Origin of the sequence: Streptomyces sp. NPDC048639 (assembly GCF_043199075.1) — a bacterium.
Lineage (GTDB): Bacteria > Actinomycetota > Actinomycetes > Streptomycetales > Streptomycetaceae > Streptomyces.
The window spans coordinates 158,965-179,357 of the sequence record NZ_JBICVP010000002.1 but is presented as its reverse complement, the minus strand read 5'-3'; the positions used below and the strand labels follow the sequence as shown (position 1 = coordinate 179,357).

Below are 20,393 nucleotides of genomic sequence, written 5' to 3'. Positions count from 1 at the left end.
CGCGGGCCCAGCTCTGAAAAGTGATGTGACAACCATAAGCATTGTCGTTGACGTGTCAACAGACATGTCATGAGGTCCGCGGAGGGAAGGGTGCACGGAGCGTGCGCCGTCTCACGGGAGCAGGTGAAGCCCGGAGCGGGCATACGTCACGGGGCCCGCTCCGGGCCCCGTGACGTGCCGATACGTGCGGCAGTCGCCCTACTTCGTGACGAAGTCCAGGAACAGCGGGTTGAGGATCTCGGGGTGGGTCCAGCCGATGTTGTGCGGGCCCTCCTCGACCTCGTGGTACTCCAGCCCGTCGATGAGGGCGGGCAGTCGCCGTCCGGTGTTGTCGATCGGGAGGATGCGGTCCTTGGTGCCCTGGACGACCAGAAGCGGAACGCTCGACAGCCCCGCGATGTCCCCGCGGAAGTCGGTGAGCCAGGCGTCGACACACTTCAGCGTGCCGATGGCCGACGCGGCGACCGCAACGTTCCAATTGCCCTGCCACGCCTGGTCGCTGATGCGCGTCCCGGCATACACGTCCACGTTGAAGAAGTCGTCGAGGAACTCCTTCTGGTAGGCGAACCGGTCGGTGCGGATCGCGTGCTTGATGTCCTCGAAGACCTTTCCCGGAACGCCTTCGGGATTGTCGTCCGTCTCCAGCAGATACGGCGCGAGCGGCGCGAACAGGGCCGCCTTCGCCACGCGCTCGGAACCGTGGGACCCGAGGTAGTGCGTGACCTCACCCGTGCCCATGGAGAAGCCGGCCAGGATGACATTGCGCAGATTGAGCGTCTCCAACAGGGTCTTGAGGTCGTTCGTGAGCGTGTCGTAGTCGTATCCCTCAGTCGGCTGGCTCGACTTGCCGAAGCCGCGCCGGTCGTAGTGGATGACGCGGTATCCCGCTTCGAGCAGCATGGGAATCTGCCGTTCCCATGAGGAGCCATCGAGCGGGAATCCATGGATGAGCACCACCGGTTGTCCGGAGCCGTGGTCCTCGTAGTAGAGGTCGATGTTCCCGGAGTTCTCCGTGCCGACCGTGATGAAGGGCATGGTGAGGTCTCCTTCGAGGAGTAGCGTGCGTATGGGGCTGTGAGGCCGCGGGTCCGCCCGACCGGAGGCGTTCGGCAGGCTGACGGCCTCTCCCGGCCGGGTCCGCGATCCGTTACGTCCGCCCGACCCGCCGGGTGCGGCCGTCCCCTCCACTCCTCGAACGTCGTTCGCTCCGGGGGCGGTTGACCGAGGTGGTTGACCGTCCGTCAGATACATTCGGCCGACCGGACCGGACGGAATGGCGGCCCTGTGCCGCAGCGCCGCGGCGACCGTACCGACCTGCGCGTACGGCGCCGATACGCCACTTCACCATGCTCGCACCGGGCGCCTGGGCCTGCATCCGGGCGGGACGGCGTCGTCCGCGCTTCACGCGCCCGCGGGGAGCCGTCCTCATCAGGCCCGGCCCTCCACCCGTACGGCGACGAGCCGGTGATGATCCCTTGCCCCGCTCACCGAGCAGCTGCCGCATGGCCACCACGGTCTTGTCGCGCCGCGTGACGACGGAGCGCATACGGGGTGTGGCGGGCGGTCAGTGTGTTGACGGCCTTCGCGACACCGCCGGTCCCCCCCTGCGCCGATCCATCGGGCCGGCGCCGCCCCCCGACCAGCACGTCCTGGGTCGCCACGACGGCGTCGCCCGAGCGTGCGGGGGCGCACGGCTCGTAGAGGGGCAGGCCCGCGGGGGCTGGGAGATGGCTGCCATCCCGGTCGAGATGGACGTTCGCGGAGCAGAACCCGGCGACGTACGCCCCGCCTCCCGGGACAGCAGTGCGGTCCCCGAAAGGTGGGCGTACGAGGTCGGAGCAGGGTGTGGTCAGCGCGTAGGAATGGCCTGGGGAAAGCGGAAGACGCGCCCCGGGTCGTAGGCCGCCTTCACCTCGGTCAGACGGTCGAGGTTGGCGCCGTAGTACGCCTTCTTCCAGTCGGTCAGCCGCGGGTCGAGGTAGTTCTGGTACGCGTGCCCGCCGGCGTGCGGCCGCATCGCCTCGTGCAGCGTGTCGAGCCAGGCCCGGCTGTGCTTGATGCCCGTGGAGGACGCGCCGCTCGGCCAGTTGGCGATGTACTGCGCGAGGAAGAGCGCATTGCGGTGCACAAAGGCCGTGTCCTGCGGCTTGACCCGGTTGGTGGCTCCGCCCAGGGCGTCGAAGGCGATGCTGCCGCTGCCACCGGACGGAGCGATGCGCGCATAGCGTTCGACCTGCTTCAACAGCGCCGCGATCCCGGTGGCCGACAACGGCCGGGTGTAGAAGTCCGAGCGGGCGGCATACGAGGCCCGTGCCGTACGGCCCTTCGGGTCCTGGCCCGGGAGCTTGCCCGGCAGATGGCACTCGGCGGACGTCCACCCACTGGCCCCCGCCATCACCAGCATCGTGTCGTAGTGCGAACGCGTCCGCACCACCGAGGACGTGGGCTGCGCGCCCACCGCGTCGACCAGCCGGTCCAGGTGGTTCCGCAGGCCGGACTGCGTGCCGAGGTAGTTGGCGCCGATCCCCACGCGCGGGGTGCCCGCGGTGCCCGTCAGGTGCAGATTGGCCCAGAGCGCGTCGGGGGCGTTCGGCGCCCACTTCTGCCAGGCGCGGATGACGGCCGCCGCCTTCGACCACGGCCAGGACAGGAACGCGTAGCTGCAGTCGGGCGCGGCGTGGGTGCGGAAATGCAGTTCGGTGACGATGCCGAGATTGCCACCGCCGCCGCCCCGCAGCGCCCAGAACAGGTCGGCGTGGTGGCGCGCGTCGACCTCCAGGACGCGGCCGTCGGCGGTCACGATCTCCGCACCGGTCAGGCTGTCGCACGTCAGCCCGTACGCACGGCTGGTGACCCCGACGCCGCCACCCAGCGCGAGACCGGTCACCCCCACGGTGGGGCAGGAACCGGCAGGGATCGTCCGCCCGTTGCGGTTCAGCCCGGCGTACACATCGATCAGGCGCGCCCCGGCGCCGATGGTGGCGGTCGAGCCGGAGGACACCTTCTTCATGGCGCTGACGTCGACGACCAGGCCGGAGCCCGAGGACCAGCCGGCGTAACTGTGCCCGCCACCGCGGACGGCGACGGGTATGCGATGGCGCTTGGCGAAGGCCAGACAGGTCTGTACGTCCTCACGGTGCGACGGGTAGGCGACACCGGCCGGTTTGATCGCGTCGAACTGCGGCTGGAACAGGCGCCGCGCCGCGTCGTACTGTCCCTGACCGGGGCGCACCAGCAGACCGTCCAGATCCCGGGCGAACCCGGACCAGTCGGGCCCGGCGGAGGCGGCCGAGGCGCGGGTGGTGCACGCGGGCACCCAGGCCGCGGCGGCGACGCCCAACCCGGCGCGCAGGACGTCCCGTCGCCTGCTGCCGGAGCCGGGGCGTGAGTCGGTGCGTGCACCGTCGCCGGAACCGCCGGCCGCGGACGCGGGGTCGCCCGGGGCCTGTGCCGGGAGCGCGGGAAAGTGCTGCAGGTCGGTACGGGCTGCGCTGTCGGACACGCGAGGTCCCCTCCCCGTGAGGAACGATCCAGGCCTCTCCGTGGCCGACGCGGGTGTCGCGCAACGGAGTTGGCCGGTGGCTTGCCGCGGCCGCGGGAGGACGGTTCGACCTGCGCCGATGTCCTCGTACCGGGTCGCACTCAGGGGGATGGGAGATTGCGCGCGGGGGTTGCGGGAAGGCGGCCACGATTTCCCGGGCGGGCGGGCCCGTGGGAAGTCGCCGGCGTGGCAGCGGTCAGCAGCATCCAGGGGTCGCCGAACGGCCGCGCATGGCGCCGGTGCACAACATGGTCCCAGACGAACAGCGCGTCCCGGCCCGCCTGGTCGGCCGCTCGAGCCGCTTTCGCCACGGTCCGGGGATCAGAGAAAGTCACCGAAGTTCGGAACGCTCACCGAGAAGCGGCGCTCGGGCATGGTGGCCGCCCGCGATACCGGCGGCAACCGCACTACGGCACGACGGGTCGCCCTGCTCTCAGTGGCGAGCTTCGGCGGCGTCGCGCTCGGCGAGGCGTTTGAGCGTGAGCAACTGCTTGCGCATCATGACCAGATCGCCCCAGGCGAGGAGCCGTCTGAGCACCCGGTGGTGCGGCGCGGTGCGCGCTTCGGCAGCCACCTTGACCACAAGACGGCACCCGCCGGCACCGCGAGCGCTCACCGCGTAGGTCACGGCCATCCGCCCATGCCGGGGAACCAGACGCTCCGGCAGGACACCGGTGATGTGCCGGTCGGCCTCGAACTCCACGATGTCGAAGACCAGGAAGTTCTGCCCGACGGCCGGCGGCGGCAGGTCCGGCGTGAGACGGTCGGGACTCTTCTGGCCGCGGAAGTCGATCCAGTCGTAGCTGTACGGCGCGATGGTGAGCTGCTGAAGCCAGCGGTAGACGAGGTCGCAGGGTGCGGACACGTCCACGGCCCGGGTCCAGCCCTCGCAGGGGACCTTCAGGACGGCGTCGCAGGGATACTTCGCTTGCTGTTCTGATGGAGTGGCGCCCCATACCCGCCCGTTCACGTGCATGGGCCGACAGTACTTGATCGCGTATGGCGACTTGATCGAGCCCATGGGCCGGTCCGGCCCGATCCCGATCGCATCCCGTCACCGGTCCACCTGCCGCAGAAACGCCATGACCGTCCGCACGAACCCGGCCGGATCGTCGAGCCACGGATAGTGGCCCGCACCCCGCTGGACCGTCACCTCGGCCCGGGGGAACGACTCCGCGATGCCGGCCGCGATCCGGGGGAGCGGCCCGCTGTCCAGCTCACCCGCCAGGATGAGGACCGGCGCGTCCAACGCCTCTACGGCGGCCCGGGCCCCCGTAGAGGCGAAGGCGCCGGCCGAGGCGTACCTCTCCGCCGCCTCGTCATTGCTCTGCTCCACCTCCGACGCCGCGTGCTCCTGGGCCACCGCATCCCAACGGCCGTAGAAGAAGGGCGCCATGGCGTCCCAGTCGGCGTCGGTCGCCGTCCCGGCCCAGGCCTTCTCGTACGCGGCATACGCGTGCTCGAACCATGGCTCGCCGCTGCGCAGCGCGGCCGCCTCCCGGCGGTGCTCCTGGGTGAAGTCGATACCGAGCGCCCGTGCGCGGGCGGTGACCAGAGTCAGGGAGCGGATGCGCTGAGGGTGGCGTGCCGCATGGAGGATCGCGAGATCGCCGGCCGCGGAATGCGCGAGCAGATCGATACGGTCCAGCCCGAGGTGCGCGCGGAGCGCCTCGACGTCGTCGACCTGGCGGTCGCAGCGGTAGGTCGACGGGTCGGTGGGAACGCCGGATCCGCCGGTGCCGCGGAGGTCGAGCATGATCAGGGAGCGCCGGGTCGAGAGCCCTCCGAGATCGCCGAGGTACGCCGAGGCGCGCATCGGGCCCCCGGGCAGGCAGACAAGCGGCTCGCCCTCGCCCACGACGCGATAGGTGAGTTCGGTTCCGTCGGGGGCGATGAGTGCGGGCATGGTGCCATCCTCATGATCGCTCGGTCGTCATGGCAAGGGATTTCGGGCGCATGCCGATCGCCGGCGGCAGGAACTGGATGGGTGATGCAGGCAAACCACTGGCGATGCTAGTTAACGTTCACTAACATCATCCCCGTACGGGCTCGCTGAACCGCTGGACGCTGGACTGAGGGAACGCGCATGACCACCGGCATGGATGTGACGTATCGCGGGACGGTCTACCCCTGGCACTGCGATCACATGGGGCACATGAACGTCATGTGGTACGTCGGGAAGTTCGACGAGGCCACCTGGCAGCTCGTCTCCGGCATCGGGATAACGCCGGAGTATCTGCGCACGAGCGGCCGCGGCATGGTGGCCGTGGACCAGAGAATCTCCTACCGCAGGGAACTGCGCGCCGGGGATGTCGTACTGGTCCGATCCGGCTTCCTGGAGGTGCGCAGCAAGGTGATCCGCTTCTGCCATCAGATGGAGGACGCGGCGACCGGAGAGGTCGCGGCCGTCGCCGTGCTGACCGGCGTCCACATCGACGCGAAGGAGCGGCGCTCCTCCCCGATGCCGGAGGAGTACGTCGAGCGGGCCCGCAAGTTGGTGACCGACTTCGACCCCGGGTTCACATAGGCCGCACAGTCGGCCTGCGCCGCGCGAGCAGCGCGCGGCGGTGCGGGTGTGCGTGCGGGCTGCGCGGGGCGGGCGGGATGGGGACGCGAGACAGACGCGAGACAGGGGTCTTGCGCCCGCGGGTGACCTGTCCACGCGGTCAGGTGACCTGTCCACGCGGTCAGGTCAGCTGTCTACGCGGTCAGTTCACCGGTCCACGCGAGCAGCCCCAGCAGCCGCCGGGCTTGGCGGTCGACGCTGCCGGGCGGGTTCGGCGAGGGACTCCGTCGTCGAGGGCGGGGAGAAGAGCCGGATCAGCGCGAGAAGCCGTCGGCAGTGCCCGGTCGTACTGACTCGGCTGCGTTCGGATCGAAGTGACCGAGGGGGTCGACGACATCGCAGGGCCTCTCCACCCAGCTCCCCACACGTTCGGTGATCTCGGTCGGCTCGAAGGCGCGATCGCTGCGGGACCCGAAGCCTCGAAGTCGACGATGCGAACGCGGGAGCCGTCCCGGGCGCAGTTCTGACCTTGCCGTTCCCGTCGCCGAAGACGGGCGGAACACCGGCGTCGCCCCGGCCCGTCCAGGGGGACGCGGCGAGCCAGCCAAGGCCGCCGTCCATCCTCGCTCCACCACCCCTCGCCGACCCCGGGGCGTACGCGCTGGGTTCGCGACCGGATCCGTTCGATTGGGCCGGCGCGTGGCCGGGGCCGCGGCACGTCCGCGCAGGAACATCCGCGCAGGAACGTCCACGCAGGAACATCCGCGGGAACGGCTTCGTGAAGGGTCCGCACGGTGTGCCAGGGCCTGATCCGCTCACCGTCGAGCATGCGTCCGCACAGAAGCTCCCCGATGAGGCGGGGCATCACCACCTCCGGTCCAGCGGCCGTGAGCCGCCTCAAAGTCTTCCGGTGCCGGACCGGGCGCCTACGTGGAATGCAATGCGAGCGCGCGCCATTCGCGCTCGCTCTCACCGGGTCGCTTTCCCCTGAACCGCTTGACCACACGCACCGGCTCGAGTTCGGCCCGATGCGAATCACCGGGCTCCGCGCCCATGCGCCCCGATCCCGTCGGGCGGTCTGCCAGGTGGTCTAGCCAGGTGGTCCGTGGTCCGGGTCGTACGGGAATGGCCTCGCGTTCCCCGACCGCCGACACCCGCGCGAAGTCCGTCGGTTCGCTGATGGAACCTCGGCGTCCGATATTCGCTCTTGACGATTGACGCCAATATGGTCAGTCTCTTGTCTCCACAACTTGCAGCTCCAACCCCCCACTTCAGGAGCCAACAGTGTTCACTGCAAAGAAAGTGCGCCGTGGTGCGCTCGCAGCCGGTACCTCCGCGGCGCTGGCGGTCGGAATCCTCAGCGCAGCGGTCGGAGCCCAGGCCACCGACGCTCCCACCGTCAAGGCCGCGCCCGACATCGACGTCGCGGCCGTCCAGGCCGATCTGGCCGAGTTCCAGAAGATTGCCGATGCGAACGGTGGCAACCGCGCGCACGGTGAGCCCGGTCACAAGGCCTCGGTCGAGTACATCAAGGGCAAACTGGACGACGCAGGCTTCAAGACGAGCCTTCAGGAGTTCGAGTCGGGCGGCGCCAAGGGCTACAACCTCGTCGCGGACTGGCCCAAGGGTGGTGGCGACAAGGTCGTGATGGCCGGGTCGCACGTCGACTCGGTCCACGACGGCCCCGGCATCAACGACAACGGATCCGGCTCGGCCGGGATCCTCGAGGTCGCGCTCGCCGTCGCCAAGGCCGACCTCAAGCCGTCCAAGCAGCTCCGCTTCGCCTGGTGGGGCGACGAGGAGGACGGCATGGTCGGCTCGCAGCACTACGTCGACAGCCTCGAGTCCGGTGACCTGTCGAAGATCGACGCCTACCTCAACTTCGACATGATCGGCTCGCCGAACCCCGGCTACTTCGTCTACGACGACGACCCGGAGCTCGAGAAGGTCTTCACCGAGTACTACAAGGGCAAGGACCTCAAGACCGAGCCCGAGACGGAGGGCGACGGCCGTTCCGACCACGCCTCCTTCAAGGACAAGGGCGTCAAGGTCGGCGGCATCTTCTCCGGCGCCGACTACAAGAAGACCGAGGAGCAGGCGTCCGGCTGGGGCGGCAAGGCGGGCGAGCCCTTCGACGCCTGCTACCACCAGGCCTGTGACGACAAGTCCAACATCGACGAGAAGGCGCTCGACATCAACACCGATGCGATAGCCAACGCGATCTGGAAGCTCAGCTCCTGACCCGCGCAGCCACAGTTGCGCAGTGACCACCGCGCGGTGACATCTGTGCAGTGACACGGCCCAGCGGCCCGGGCGCCGGACCACCGGCGTCCGGGCCGCACGTCGTGTGCGGCTCCCCCCGCCCGCCATGGCTCCGCACCCTCGCACGCCCGCGCCCCATGGTGCGCAGTCCCGTCGTCCTACGGCCCCCGTGACCGCACGACTCCACGGCGTACGGCTACGGGCGCGCGCCCGTAGCCGTATCCACCACCGGGCGGGCCCGCCCCGTCATCCGCCCCGCCATCCGCCCGTCAGGCGGCGGGCTGCTGCTGCGTCGAGCAGTGGATGCCACCGCCGCCCTCCGCCAGCATGTTGATCTCCAACGGCACGACGACACGCCCCGGGTGGAGTTCCCGGAGGAGGGATGCCGCGCGGTCGTCCGTCCTCGCATCGCCGAAGCGCGGCACGATCACCGCGCCGTTGACCACGTAGTAGTTGGCGTAGCAGCCCAGGAACTCCGAGCCGCGCTGCCCCAGTTCGCCGGGGTCGGGCTCGTCGAGGTCGATGATCTCCAGCTTCTTCCCCCGGGCGTCCCGCGCTTCTTCGAGCACCCCGCGGGCCTGTTCGTAGGCGCGGACCCATACGCGCGGGGTCCCGGCGGACGGCCGGCTCAGCAGCACCACGCCCGGTTCGGCGAACCGCGCCAGGGCGTCCACGTGGTAGTCGGTGATGTCCCGGCCCCGTACGCCCTTGAGCCAGATCACCGTGGAGACGCCGAGCGGTTCCTTCAGGTGACCCTCGATCTCCGCCCGGGACATGCCCGGGTTGCGGTTGGCGTTGACGAGCGAGCTCTCGGTGACCAGGAGCGTGCCCGCGCCGTCCACCTCCAGTGCGCCTCCCTCGGCGGTGATCCCCGCTGACGTCCGGGGGACGCGGTGGCGCTCCAGGACTCGGCGCGACACCAGGGCGTCGCGCTGGTGCTCCTGCTTGCCGCCCCACCCGTTGAAGTGGAAGTCGAGGGCCGACACCCCGTCGGACCCGGTGACGAACGTCGGTCCGCTGTCGCGCATCCAGAGGTCGTCGACCGGAACCGGTACGACGTCGACTCCCGCGCCGCACGCACGCTGCGCGCCCTTGACCTCCTCGGGGGAGGCGGCCAGTTCAACGGGCTCGTGCTCGGCGATGGCCCGGGCTATGCGGGCGATGTCGCGCCGGACCGCGGGGGTGTCGCTGCCCCAGACCGAGTCCCGGGGCGGCCACGCCATCAACGTCCGCTCGTGCGGCCGGCTCTCGGCCGGCATGCGGCCGCGGGGGCGCGATCGCGAGGACGGCGAATCCCTTGCCGCCTCCGATCCTTCCGCGGGGGCGGACCGGCATGCGGAGGCGAGCAGCCCCGCTCCGCCCAGTGCCGCCGCGGCACCGGACCTCAGTACTGCTCGCCGTGGGTATGCGCTCATGACTTCTCTCCTGACGCCGGACCGGACGAAACCCTCGGTGGATCCCGCCTGGATTCCTGACTGAAATTTCAGTCAGGAATCCAGGCTAGCACCGGCCACCCCGAACGCGCGGGTACGGTGTGTGACTGTGTCCGATCGCCGAACTCTGATCCTGCAGGCCGCCACCCGCGTCATCGCCCGCCGCGGCGTCCGCGGTCTCCGCGTGGAGGAACTCGCCGCGGAGGCAGGGGTCTCCACCGCGCTCATCTACTACCACTTCGGCGGCCGCGCCGGACTGATGCGGCACACGCTGGAATTCATCAGCAACCGCGCCGAGCGGTACACCGAGCCCGAGGCGTGCCCGGAGTCCGAACCGCGCGCCCATCTGGAGGAGATGCTGCTGCTCGAACTCCAGGAAGCACCGGACGTCGTGGAGAACAGCACGGCATGGGGCGAGTTGAGGGCCACGGCCGTCTTCGACCCGTCCCTGCGCGAGCAGCTCCGGGAGTCCACCGAGGAGTGGATCGAGTACGCCACCGGCCTCATCCGGCAGGCGCAGGAAGCGGGAACGGTCGCGGACCATGTGGTCGCGGTGGACGCGGCGGAGCGTCTCACCGCGCTGGTGGAGGGCCTCAGTGAACGCTGGCTCAGCGGCTCGGCGACCCTGACCCGTGTACGCGAAGTGCTGGGCGGCGCGTTCGAGATGGAGCTGGGCCCCGCACCGGACCGGACGTAGGCCGAGCCGCGCTCCGGCGACGACCCGCCCGCGGGCTGCTCCCGGCGAAACGGCGTACCTGTACCAGTCGATCCGCCCCACCTGATCGCCTCCCGCCCCGGGAACCGAATGCGAGGCTCCGAGCCGCGGAATCCGGGGTGACAGGGGATTCCGCGGCGGGTGCGGGTTCGGCGACGCGGGCGGGGAGTTCCGCCGCTGCCGGTGGGAGGGCGCCCTGCCGCCGGCACCGGACGCCGGGCACCACCACGTCGGGCGTTGTCGAGGCTCAAGTCGGCACTGCCCGGGCCCTGTTCGGGCGAGGCGCGCCACGCTGACGCCGCGGGACGGGGCCCACGCCCGGGCCGCGCCGGTGCCCGGGGACACCGGCGCGATACGGCGTCAGCGCGCTGCCGAGCCCGTCGTACGGGACGGCGCGCCCGCCGTCACCGAACCCGCCGACAGCGGCGGGGCGATGTCCTCCAGCGACCGCCCCTCCGCCCGTACGGCGAGGCAGGCGGCGACCAGCCCGGCGAGGGTCATCAGCGTGGCGCCGATCCGAAAGGCCAGAACGGTGTCCCCGACGATGCCCGACTCCGTCAGCTTCGCGAAGATCAGTGGCCCGCTGATGCCGCCGGCCGCGGTGCCGATCGCGTAGAAGAAGGCGATCGCCATCGCCCGGGTCTCCATCGGGAAGACCTCACTGACCGTCAGGTACGCCGAACTCGCGCCCGCCGAGGCGAAGAAGAGCACGACGCACCAGCACGCTGTCAGCGTCGAGGCCGACAGATGGCCGGCGTCGAAGAGCCAGGAGGTCACGAAGAGCAGGATGCCGGAGAGCAGATACGTGCCCGAGATCATGATCCGGCGCCCGAGTGTGTCGAAGAGCTTGCCGAGCAGCAGCGGGCCGAGAAAGTTGCCGACCGCGATCACGGCGAAGTAGTAGCCCGTCGAACCGGCCGGCACGTCGAAGAATGTCGTGAGGATCGCACCGAAGCCGAAGGTGATGGCGTTGTAGAGAAACGCCTGCCCGACGAAGAGTGCCAGCCCGAGGAAGGCGCGCCTGCGGTACGTCGAGAAGACCGTACGGGCGACCAGGCCGAAGCCGATGCTCGTGCGCGTACGGACGATGATCTCACCCTCGGCGGGCGGCAGTTGACGGCCCTTCTCCTCCGAGACCCGTGCCTCGACACCGCTCACCAGACGTTCCGCCTCGTCGCCGCGTCCATGGATGAACAACCATCGAGGACTCTCCGGCACATTGCGCCGTACCAGCAGGATCACCAGGCCCAGGACGACCCCGAGTGCGAACGTGAGGCGCCAGCCGATGTCGGCCGCGAAGATGTCGGTGTCCAGCATGACGACGGACAGCAGCGAGCCGCCGACCGCGCCGAGCCAGAAGCTGCCGTTGATGATCAGGTCGACGCGCCCGCGGTAGGTCGCCGGAATCAGCTCGTCGATGGCGGAGTTGATCGCCGCGTACTCGCCGCCGATGCCGAAGCCCGTGAGGAACCGGCACAGGAAGAACCACCAGCTGTGGAACGACACGGCGGTCAGCGCGGTGGCGGCCAGATAGACCGCGAGCGTGATGAGAAAGAGCTTCTTGCGCCCGAATCGGTCGGTGAGCCAGCCGAAGAAGAGTGCGCCCGCACAGGCGCCCGCGACATACAGGGCGGCGGCCAGCCCGGTGACCTGCGCCGAAGAGATGGCGAGCCCGCTGCCCTCCTCAGACAACCGGCCGGCGATATTGCCGACGACCGTGACCTCCAGGCCGTCGAGTATCCAGACGGTGCCCAGCCCGATCACGATCGTCCAGTGCCATCGCGACCAGGGCAGTCGATCCAGTCGTGCGGGCACGGAGGTACGGATCTCGCCTGTGCCGGCCGTCGCCCGTAGAGGATCCGTGGCGCTCATCACCGCTCCCTTCAGCCGTCGGGCGGGGCTGCCGCCCCGCTGCGCGTCCCGGCGTCTTCCCCGGGTGCCGGAGGCGACACCGGCGCGAGGAACGGAGTTGGGAAGGGAGGAGCGGTGAGGGAGAGGGGGGCGGTGCGACGCACCGCCGGGCGATCAGTCCGCGAAGTGACGCACGTACCGCCGCTGCCAGGGCGTCTCCACTGCGTGGGCGTCGTACCGGCGGCGGACGAAGGCCACCGCCTCGGAGGGCGGAACTCCGTCGAGGACGGCGATACACGCGAGGGCCGTGCCGGTCCGCCCGCGGCCACCGGCGCACGCGATCTCGACCAGGTCGGTCTCCGAGCGGTTCCACGCCTCACCGAGTACGGTCTTGGCGTCCTCGCGGCTGCTGGGCACCCGGAAGTCCGGCCAGCGGAGCCAGCGGGCCTCCCACGGAACCTGCGGCGGCTCCTTCCCGAGCAGATACACGCCGTAGGTCGGCTGCGATCCGGAGGGCAGCGGGTCGCGGAGGCCGCGCCCCCGCACCAGACGACCGGAGGGGAGGCGCAACACACCGGCGTCAAGGGATGTCCATGTCACGGTCACAAGATCACCGTAGGGGCTCGAACGTGAGGATGCGGTGCCGATACATACTGTTGAGTAGTGGCCACTCTCACGTGGTGAATCCGGTCTCATACCGGTACGTACGACCCATGGTTGCCGCCGCTGTTCCGACCGGCAATCCGGGGAGCGGATCGGGATCGCGAGACTGATCAGACGCCTGTACGCGCGGGCACCTGCCGGTCGTCCCCGATCAGCGCGTGGAGATGCATGTCGTGCCATCCATCGAGGTGGAGGAGCGCATTGCGCTTGGTGCCCTCGTGCGCGAAACCTGCCTTGACCGCGACCCGGCACGAGGCCGGATTGGCCACCGAGTGCGCGAGTTCGAGGCGGTGGAATCCCACCTCGTCCAAGGCCCAGGCGGACAGCGCCGTCACCGCCCGCGGTGCGACGCCCGAGCCGCGGGCAGAGGCCACGGTCCAGTACGCGCACTCGGCGAGGCCGTCGACGAGTGACATGGTGCGCAGGGCGACACGGCCGTGCAGTGCGCCGTCATCCGCCCCGACGATGGCCCAGTGTGCGCCCGTCTCCGACCGCCATTCCTGTCGCCACCGCGCGATCCACTCACCGGCCTCCTCATCGGAGTCGGCCCGGCGCGCATGCCACTGCTGGATCGCGGGATCCGTGAACGCCGCGACGACGGCGGCGGCATCCGTGAGCAGCCATGGGCGCAGGAGCAGCCCGCCGGGGACGGCCAGGGACGGCTGCTCCGACCGTCCCAGCCGGCCGGCGGGCACGACGGGCGGGATCAGGGAGGGCATGACCGCATCGTCTCAGTGACGGTGGGTGCGGCGCAGCGGGTTTGCGGCCGCTGCGACTTCGCTCCTCCGCTGTTGTGCTCGTCCGCTGTTCGGTGAGCTGGTCCTGCGCTCCCGCTGCGGCACCGGCCGTCAGCAGCCGTAGCGGTGGAAGAGCGCCTGCAGATAGTCCTCCAGCCTGGCGGTGAGCCGGGCCGGGGTGAGGTCCGTACGGCCGAGTTCGCGCCAGGGGCCCGCGACCTTCTCGGCATCCGGGGCAAAGGCCAGGGCGTCCAGCACGCGCCAGTACAGGTGCGCCGCCGGGTCCGGGTCCAACAGGCCGCCCGCCGCGGCGTATTGATCGGCCAGCTCCATGCCCGCAGGGGCGCCGTGCAGCAGTGCGAGGGCGGAGGAGCAGTGCGCCACGTCCAGGTCGGCAGGTCCCCATGACGTCTCGACCCAGTCGACCAGGCCGCTGACCCGCAGCCCGTTCCCGTGGCCGGTGAAGAGGACGTTGCCGGGGTGGAAGTCGCGGTGCAGGAAGCAGCCCCGGTACGGCGGCGGTTCGCGGCGCAGCACATCCATCGCCCGCTCCCACAGCTCGGGCCGCCCGGTGATGTCGGGCAGGCGCACCGTCTCCGGAGAGGTCCACGGCTGGTAGGTGCGCGGGCGATCGGTGTCCGGTACGCGTACCTGGTGGACCCTGGCCAACTCCTGCGCCAGGAGGGCCGAACGCTGCTCCGCCTGCTCGTCGTCCAGCCGTACGCTGCCGGGGAGGAGTGACATCAGCAGCGAGGGGTGCTCGCAGAACTCGGCTGTCGCGTCGACGGCCTGGAGGTGCGCGACCGGGAGGCCCGTGTCGCGAAGGAGCCCCAGCATCCGGGCCTCGCGCGTCAGCAGTCCCTCGGCGTGGCGGACGAAGAACGGCCTGACGAAGGACCGCAGGACGAGCCACCGGCTTCCGCCCGGCCCGGTCACGTGCAGGCGGCTCATCTCCGAGGTCCACCCGCCGCGCAGGGGCTCCACACCCGCGATCCGGTCCCCGTCGGGAAGCTGTTTGTCCACCCAGGCACGTGTGGGGGACAGACCCCATTCGTCCACTCCGGATTCGTCCACTTCGGCGCCCAGGAAATCGATCGTCCCGCTCTCGGCCATCCCGGCACCATACCCATCCCGGCGGGGCCGTTCGGCCCGTTCGCGGCGGCCCGTCGGACCGCGGGGCGGCGAACCGCCGCGTCACCTGGGCAGAGTCCGCGGAGCCCGTCCGGCTGTGGTTCTCGTCACCGACGGCGATGGGGTGGCCGAACGGATCTGTCGAGGCGTCAATATCCTCTGAAGGCAAAGGAGTTGGGTCACAGCAGGCTGGTGTGTGCGGGTCTCTACTGCCCGTCGGTGGGAGAGGGTTCGCCGAGGGCGACTCCCGACACCAGGTTCTGATCGGCGGCGTTGTAGACGTTGACCGTGGCGTCGGTCCTGGTCTCTTTCCAGTCGGCGTACGCCCAGGCAAGCGTCATGCCCGGTGAGGTCTCCAGCTTCCCGTCCTGTTTCAGCAGCGTCGGATCGTCGTCGAGATCCGTCCCGATGTGCACGTCCCCGTCCCGCGTGTCGATCATCGAGATGATCGTCAGGACATGCCCGGCGGCCTTCTTCTGCTCGGCCGTCCCCTTCGTCCTCAGGTGGTCGCGGAACTCGCGCGCCGACTCCATGGCGAAGTCCGGGCTCTCGATCCGTGGCATGCGCCGGTGCGCGCCGCTCTCCTCGGTGTCGCTCCAGCCGGAGGAGAGGAGGCTCAGCGGTGTCCACCCGAACATCAGGAACAGAACGGTGAACGGCACCAGCGCGAACAATCCGGCCAGGGCCCAAGGGCGGTGTGGCTGCGATCGCACGTCTTTCCTCCGCGGGTCAGGCGGTCCAGTCCCGGGTCGGGGCTTCCGCGACAGACGGGCTCGCGGTGCGCATCGAGGCGCCTCACGGCTTCTCGGCACTGTGCCCTGGCGGGTCCGGGGCGATGAAGGGCTGCGGCTACTCAAGTCCGCGTCACGTCGCGCATGTGCGCGTGGCCGCCGGCGCGAGGTCACGCACGGGGCCACGTGCGAGAACCGAAGGCCGGACGGAGAGCGATGGTCAGGTGCGTGCCGGCGGTTCGGGGGCGGAATCATGGGCGCCACGGCGGACGATGCGGGCGGGGCTGGGCCGTTGGGGTGGTCGGGGTTTGTTACGTGTCCCGGGTGTGTCGCTCCTCGGCGGTGAACGCACCTGCCGGAGTGCGGTTCGTGGGGCTGCGCCGACGGCCCCGGGCGCGCCTGGATGGGTGTATCCGACACGGGTGTTGTGCGGCCTGGGCCCCGAGCCCCGTGTGATGACGAGCAGTTGTTCCGTAAATGTCTGTGTTGTGTAACGTCAAGTGGTTGATCGATGAACGGCGTGGCGGTGGCGTCACTGTGGTCTCGCCCCGGGTCGCTCGGCCCGGGTTGACCACCGGTCACAGCCGCTTCCGTGCGGCTGGGCCTCTCCAGAAAGCTGGGGGATCGCCATGTCCCGCACTTCTCGTACAGTCACCGCCACCGCTCTGATCGCAGGTGCGCTCCTGTCCGCTGCCGTTGTGCCGGCGGCCGCGCACGAGGACCGCCACCCTCACCGGGGGGTGGAGATCGGGCAGATCCAGTTCGACGCTCCCGGGCCGGACCGCTTCAGCAACCGGTCCGTGAACGGCGAGTACTTCACCGTCGTCAACAACTCGCGGCGCCCCGTTCAGCTCCGCAACTACACCGTCTCCGACGGCCGGCGCACCTACCGCTTCGACCGGCTGCGTCTGTGGGGAGGGCAGGAGGTCGTCGTTCACACCGGATACGGCCGCGATCAGCGGCTGGTCCGCTTCCAGGACCGCGACCGCCACGTCCTCAGCAATGTCCGCGGGGGCCTGGTCCTCCGTAACGGCGACGGCGCGTCCGTCGACCGCTGCTCCTGGAGTTGGAGGGACCGCGGCCACACCGGCTGCTGATCCCGGAACCGGCAGGTGACACCGCTGCCCCCGTCCCCTCATCCAGGGGCGGGGGCAGCGGTACGCCTGACGCGGGTCCGGCTCCACGGTCCGAGGGCCTGAACGAGTGCACCTTGCGCCGTGCTCCTCCGGCCGGCCGCCGTGATCGGGGCTCTGCGCCGGCGGCCGGGTTAAGGTCCGCCTGGAACCGCCGCTTTGCATGCGGTTCTCTCCGTTCCGCCGGTGTTCTTGGAGGCTCGCCGGGTATGCCCTGTTCCTCAGGCCGACCGGCGACGCACCGACGCGGCTTCCCGGCCGGTCCCTCGCCGAGAGCGGGCGCCCTGCTCGCGACCGCTGTCGTGGTCCTGACCGCACTCCTCACGGGCACACCGGCCGCGGCGGCCGTACCGGCCTGTCGCGTCGGGGCCTACGTCACCGACCTCTACGCGCTCGATCCCGCCCGGCAGACCGTTGACGCGGACCTGTGGCTGTGGAGCGTGTGTCCGCGGAAGGACCTGGATGCCGTACGGCGCGTCGAGTTCACCAATGCGACACGGACGACGCTGACCGAGCGGACCACCGAGAAGGTGGGCAGCGAGTACTGGGCACAGATCAAGGTGGCAGGCACCTTCCGGCAGGACTTCGACCTGACGGACTTCCCGTTCGACCGGCAGACCATCCGGATCCGGATCGAGGAGGCCGAGCTCGACGACTCGCGGTTCGTCTACCGCGCGGATCTGAAGAACTCCGACTACAACCACCGGATCCGGCTGGCCGACTTCAAGATCACGAAATTCCGGATCGGCGTCGTGGACAGCACCTACCGGACGAACTTCGGCGACCCCCGGCTCGAGAACGGCGGCGGCAGCCGCTACTCCCAGCTCGTCCTCCAGTTCCAGGTCACCCGGCAGGACATCACAAGCTTCGTCAAGCAGGTCCTGCCGGTGTACGTGGCCTTCCTCATCGCCCTCATCTCGTTCCTGATCTGGTCGAAGGACGATGTGGTCATCCTGGTCGCACGGCTGGGCATCCTCGGTGCCGCCCTCTTCACCATCGTGATCAACATGCGCGCGTCCGACCAGGCGCTGGGCACCGTCCTCGGTGTGCCCCTCGTGGACCAGGTCCACCTCATCAGCCTGCTGTACGTGCTGACGGGCGTCGCGACGACCACCTACATCCTGCGGTTGTGGACCGATCCACTCGTTCGGCCGGCGGTGCGGCGCGTCAACTACCGCATCCTCGTGGCCGCGACCGCTCTCTATCTGATCGCCAACATCGGCGCCGTCGCGATCGCCGTATCGCTCTGAGCCGTCGCGCTGCGAACGGCCCGTCCAAGGTCCCTCCAAGTCCGGGCGCTCCGAGCCATGCCCTTGCGGGCGCGACGGTCCGGCGCCGTGCCCGCCGCCGCGACACGGCGGAAATGGGCGGGCCGAATGGCTTGCACATGCCGCAACGTCATCTGATGGGGTGGAGGCGGTGAAGAACGAAAGGCCGTCATTGCCATGAACACCCCCCGCAACCGCACCGTCAAGATCGGCGAAGCCGCGAAGCTGACCGGCACGACCCCGCGGGCGATCCGGCACTACCACCAGATCGACCTGTTGCCCGAGCCCGAACGCGGCCACGACGGACGACGTCGCTACGGCTACGACGCGATCGTGCGCATCCTCTGGATCCGCCGCATGACGGAACTCGGGATGCGGCTCGAGGACATACGCACCGCGCTCGCCGCCCGGAACGACCAGGACCGCAAGGCGCTGCTGGACGAACTCGACGAGACCCTGGCGACACAGGAGGAGACGATCCGCCGCCAGCGCCAGGCCCTGCGCCGACTGCGCGAGACGGGCAGCGACCTGGGCCTCCTCGCCCCGAACGTCACGGATCTGCTCACGGAGCTCGGTGCCGGGGCGCTGAGCCAGGAGGACCTCGACCGGCTGCTCGTCACGGAGCATCTCTTCGGCGCCGAGGCCGCGGCCTGGCAGGCCCAGGGGCACCACATCCTCGCCACACACGAGGAGTTGCGCGCCGAGCGTGACCGTATCGACCGGAAGATGGCCGACCTCAGGCATGCCGAGGCGGACGATCCCCGCGTCGAGGAACTGGCCGCACAGTTCTTCGCGCACATCCAGGAGATGGTCGAGATCGAACGGGCCGCCGGATTCCCGCAGCCCGAGGAGTCCGGACTGCGCGTCGAGGTGGACGCGGAATCGGGGCAGGTGAACCTCCCGGACCTGGAGCCGTTCGGCAACCTTCCCACCGACGAGTCGCCCGCGCAGCGGCGTTGCGCCGAACTGATCGGCCTCAAGCTGGCCGGATGGCCCCCGGCCGAAGGCGGAGCGGTGTAGCGGAGGAACGCGCCCGCGCCCGCGCCCGCGCCGCCTCCGCGCGCGGGCGCGGAAACCTGTGCGGCTGTACGGGCGCGGATAGCCGTGCGGCTGTACGGGCGCGGGACCTGCTATGCGCGCGGACGCGGGAACTCCGGGGCTCACGGCGCGGGTCGCCCAGCGTTCACACGTGCGGAACCCGGGGCGGTCGCCCAGGGTTCCGCACGTGCGGAACCCTGGACATATGGAACCTCCCCCGGCCCGAGGTGGGGGGTCTGGTCGCGGGCCGGAGGAGGTGCAAGGGGGCCCCTGTGAAGGGCGGGGCCGTGCAGCGCGCAGCGTGGGACCGGCTATCGATCCCGCAGGTCGGCGCTCAGGAACCCTGGATCGGGTAGTGGTCGGAGTAGTCCCGGTACGTCGTGCCGTCCAGCTCCCACGGCGGCGACGCGGGCGTCAGCCCGGTGTTGCGCCAGCCCGAGGGCCGTGCGTGCCGGCGGTCGTAGAGGATGTAGTCCAGCCAGGCCTGCGGCTCGCCCTCGTACCGCTCGCGGGCCACGCCGTTGGCGACCGGGTCCATCGTGTACGGATGGCCGTCGTAGGCCGGCGCCTCGGCGTCCAGGCTGCCGAGCATCCCCGCGTACTCGGAGCCGTAGCGGTCGACGTTGAGGTCGCCCGCGAACAGCACCGGTTCACTCTGCGGAATGTTCAAGCCGTCGACGAACGAACGCAGTTCCCGGAGCTGCGAGGTGCGGATCTCCGCCGCCTCCCCGTCACTGCACATCGAGTCGTCGGCCTGCAGATGCGTGCCGAGGACATGGACCGGCGAGCCGCCCACGTTCAGTCGCGCGTAGGCGAACCCCTTCTGGGACAGGGAGTCCGTACCGCACGCCTCGTCGTAGATGTACTGGATGCGCTTGGTGATGGGCCAGCGGCTGACGATGGCGACACCGCCGTCCTCCGGCGCGAACATCGAGTAGTCGCCCTGGGTGTCGTCCCAGCCGTCCTTCGACCGTCCCACCACCGGCGTCCGGTACGGGTAGCCCTGCAGCTTCTCCATCAGGATGTCGGAGGAGCTGTTGTCCATGAGCTCCTGGAACACCACGACGTCATGGCCCTGCACATGCGGCGCGGAGCCCATGAGGGCGCCCCGTTCGTCCTGCGCCCAGCCGTCGGTGATGAACGAAGGCAGAAGCATCGCGTTCATCGAAAGCACATTGAGCCGTGGAACAGCGGCCGAACCCCCGGCCGCGGCGGCGGACTTGCTCGACGCGGGGGACGTGCCCGGCTCCGGGGCCGCATTCGCGGACGCGGCAAGCATCGACGAACCCGCGAGCACGCTCACGGCCGTGAGGATGGCAGCGGCTGGCAACCGCATGGACGAGCCTCCCTGATGTTGTCGCTCGGTCTCGTCCTTGAAGTGTCT

Annotated in this window: 17 protein-coding genes and 1 pseudogene; 6 read left to right on the top strand and 12 right to left on the bottom strand. The window is 70.1% G+C overall.

Annotation, left to right across the window (positions count from 1 at the left end; translation table 11 throughout):
• Positions 1-198: 198 nt before the first annotated feature.
• From ACGFNH_RS05130 to ACGFNH_RS05110, 5 genes and pseudogenes are all read right to left on the bottom strand, one after another.
• The gene (locus ACGFNH_RS05130; RefSeq protein WP_393651649.1) at positions 199-1,035 is read right to left on the bottom strand and encodes an alpha/beta fold hydrolase; all 837 of its coding nucleotides are present in this window, start codon (positions 1,033-1,035) and stop codon (positions 199-201) included.
• An 814-nt stretch (positions 1,036-1,849) separates the two neighbouring features.
• Entirely contained in the window at positions 1,850-3,502 is a 1,653-nt protein-coding gene (locus ACGFNH_RS05125; protein WP_393651648.1) for an FAD-binding oxidoreductase, read from the bottom strand.
• A gap of 212 nt (positions 3,503-3,714) precedes the next feature.
• Positions 3,715-3,916 (bottom strand): annotated as a pseudogene (locus ACGFNH_RS05120) (LLM class flavin-dependent oxidoreductase); the annotation flags it as partial.
• Between the two features lie 58 nt (positions 3,917-3,974).
• Positions 3,975-4,517, bottom strand: coding sequence for a hypothetical protein (locus tag ACGFNH_RS05115; protein ID WP_393651647.1), 543 nt, complete (start codon positions 4,515-4,517; stop codon positions 3,975-3,977).
• Positions 4,518-4,595: 78 nt separating this feature from the next.
• Positions 4,596-5,447, bottom strand: coding sequence for an alpha/beta fold hydrolase (locus tag ACGFNH_RS05110; protein WP_393651646.1), 852 nt, complete (start codon positions 5,445-5,447; stop codon positions 4,596-4,598).
• A 180-nt stretch (positions 5,448-5,627) separates the two neighbouring features.
• On the opposite strand from ACGFNH_RS05110, the gene ACGFNH_RS05105 reads away from it, so the two are divergent.
• Entirely contained in the window at positions 5,628-6,068 is a 441-nt protein-coding gene (locus tag ACGFNH_RS05105) for an acyl-CoA thioesterase (protein WP_393651645.1), read from the top strand.
• A 1,263-nt stretch (positions 6,069-7,331) separates the two neighbouring features.
• Positions 7,332-8,288, top strand: coding sequence for a M28 family metallopeptidase (locus ACGFNH_RS05100; RefSeq protein ID WP_393651644.1), 957 nt, complete (start codon positions 7,332-7,334; stop codon positions 8,286-8,288).
• 290 nt (positions 8,289-8,578) lie between these two features.
• On the opposite strand, the gene ACGFNH_RS05095 is transcribed toward ACGFNH_RS05100, so the two are convergent.
• Complete coding sequence (locus ACGFNH_RS05095; protein ID WP_393651643.1) at positions 8,579-9,724, bottom strand: agmatine deiminase family protein; 1,146 nt, start codon at positions 9,722-9,724, stop codon at positions 8,579-8,581.
• Positions 9,725-9,851: 127 nt separating this feature from the next.
• On the opposite strand from ACGFNH_RS05095, the gene ACGFNH_RS05090 reads away from it, so the two are divergent.
• A complete protein-coding gene (locus ACGFNH_RS05090; RefSeq protein ID WP_393651642.1) occupies positions 9,852-10,439 on the top strand; it encodes a TetR/AcrR family transcriptional regulator in 588 nt (195 codons plus the stop codon).
• Between the two features lie 378 nt (positions 10,440-10,817).
• Here the strand turns inward: ACGFNH_RS05090 and ACGFNH_RS05085 are convergent, their stop codons facing one another.
• The 5 genes from ACGFNH_RS05085 to ACGFNH_RS05065 all read right to left on the bottom strand — a co-directional run bounded on the left by ACGFNH_RS05085 (position 10,818) and on the right by ACGFNH_RS05065 (position 15,552).
• Positions 10,818-12,329, bottom strand: coding sequence for an MFS transporter (locus ACGFNH_RS05085; RefSeq protein ID WP_393651641.1), 1,512 nt, complete (start codon positions 12,327-12,329; stop codon positions 10,818-10,820).
• Between the two features lie 153 nt (positions 12,330-12,482).
• Entirely contained in the window at positions 12,483-12,914 is a 432-nt protein-coding gene (locus ACGFNH_RS05080) for a protein phosphatase (protein WP_393651640.1), read from the bottom strand.
• Between the two features lie 167 nt (positions 12,915-13,081).
• Positions 13,082-13,690: a GNAT family N-acetyltransferase gene (locus ACGFNH_RS05075; RefSeq protein WP_393651639.1), complete on the bottom strand. Its 609-nt coding sequence runs from the start codon at positions 13,688-13,690 to the stop codon at positions 13,082-13,084.
• Between the two features lie 129 nt (positions 13,691-13,819).
• Positions 13,820-14,821, bottom strand: coding sequence for a phosphotransferase family protein (locus ACGFNH_RS05070; protein WP_393651638.1), 1,002 nt, complete (start codon positions 14,819-14,821; stop codon positions 13,820-13,822).
• Positions 14,822-15,045: 224 nt separating this feature from the next.
• Complete coding sequence (locus ACGFNH_RS05065; RefSeq protein ID WP_393651637.1) at positions 15,046-15,552, bottom strand: hypothetical protein; 507 nt, start codon at positions 15,550-15,552, stop codon at positions 15,046-15,048.
• Between the two features lie 647 nt (positions 15,553-16,199).
• Between ACGFNH_RS05065 and ACGFNH_RS05060 the strand changes: the two genes are divergently transcribed.
• The 3 genes from ACGFNH_RS05060 to ACGFNH_RS05050 all read left to right on the top strand — a co-directional run bounded on the left by ACGFNH_RS05060 (position 16,200) and on the right by ACGFNH_RS05050 (position 18,991).
• Complete coding sequence (locus ACGFNH_RS05060; protein WP_393651636.1) at positions 16,200-16,667, top strand: lamin tail domain-containing protein; 468 nt, start codon at positions 16,200-16,202, stop codon at positions 16,665-16,667.
• A gap of 245 nt (positions 16,668-16,912) precedes the next feature.
• Entirely contained in the window at positions 16,913-17,953 is a 1,041-nt protein-coding gene (locus tag ACGFNH_RS05055; RefSeq protein ID WP_393651635.1) for a hypothetical protein, read from the top strand.
• A gap of 195 nt (positions 17,954-18,148) precedes the next feature.
• Positions 18,149-18,991: a MerR family transcriptional regulator gene (locus ACGFNH_RS05050; protein ID WP_393651634.1), complete on the top strand. Its 843-nt coding sequence runs from the start codon at positions 18,149-18,151 to the stop codon at positions 18,989-18,991.
• A 352-nt stretch (positions 18,992-19,343) separates the two neighbouring features.
• Here ACGFNH_RS05050 and sph read toward each other — a convergent pair whose 3' ends face one another.
• Positions 19,344-20,345 carry a sphingomyelin phosphodiesterase gene (gene sph / locus ACGFNH_RS05045; protein WP_393651633.1) on the bottom strand — a complete coding sequence of 334 codons (1,002 nt, stop codon included), beginning with the start codon at positions 20,343-20,345 and terminating at the stop codon, positions 19,344-19,346.
• Positions 20,346-20,393 lie beyond the last annotated feature (48 nt).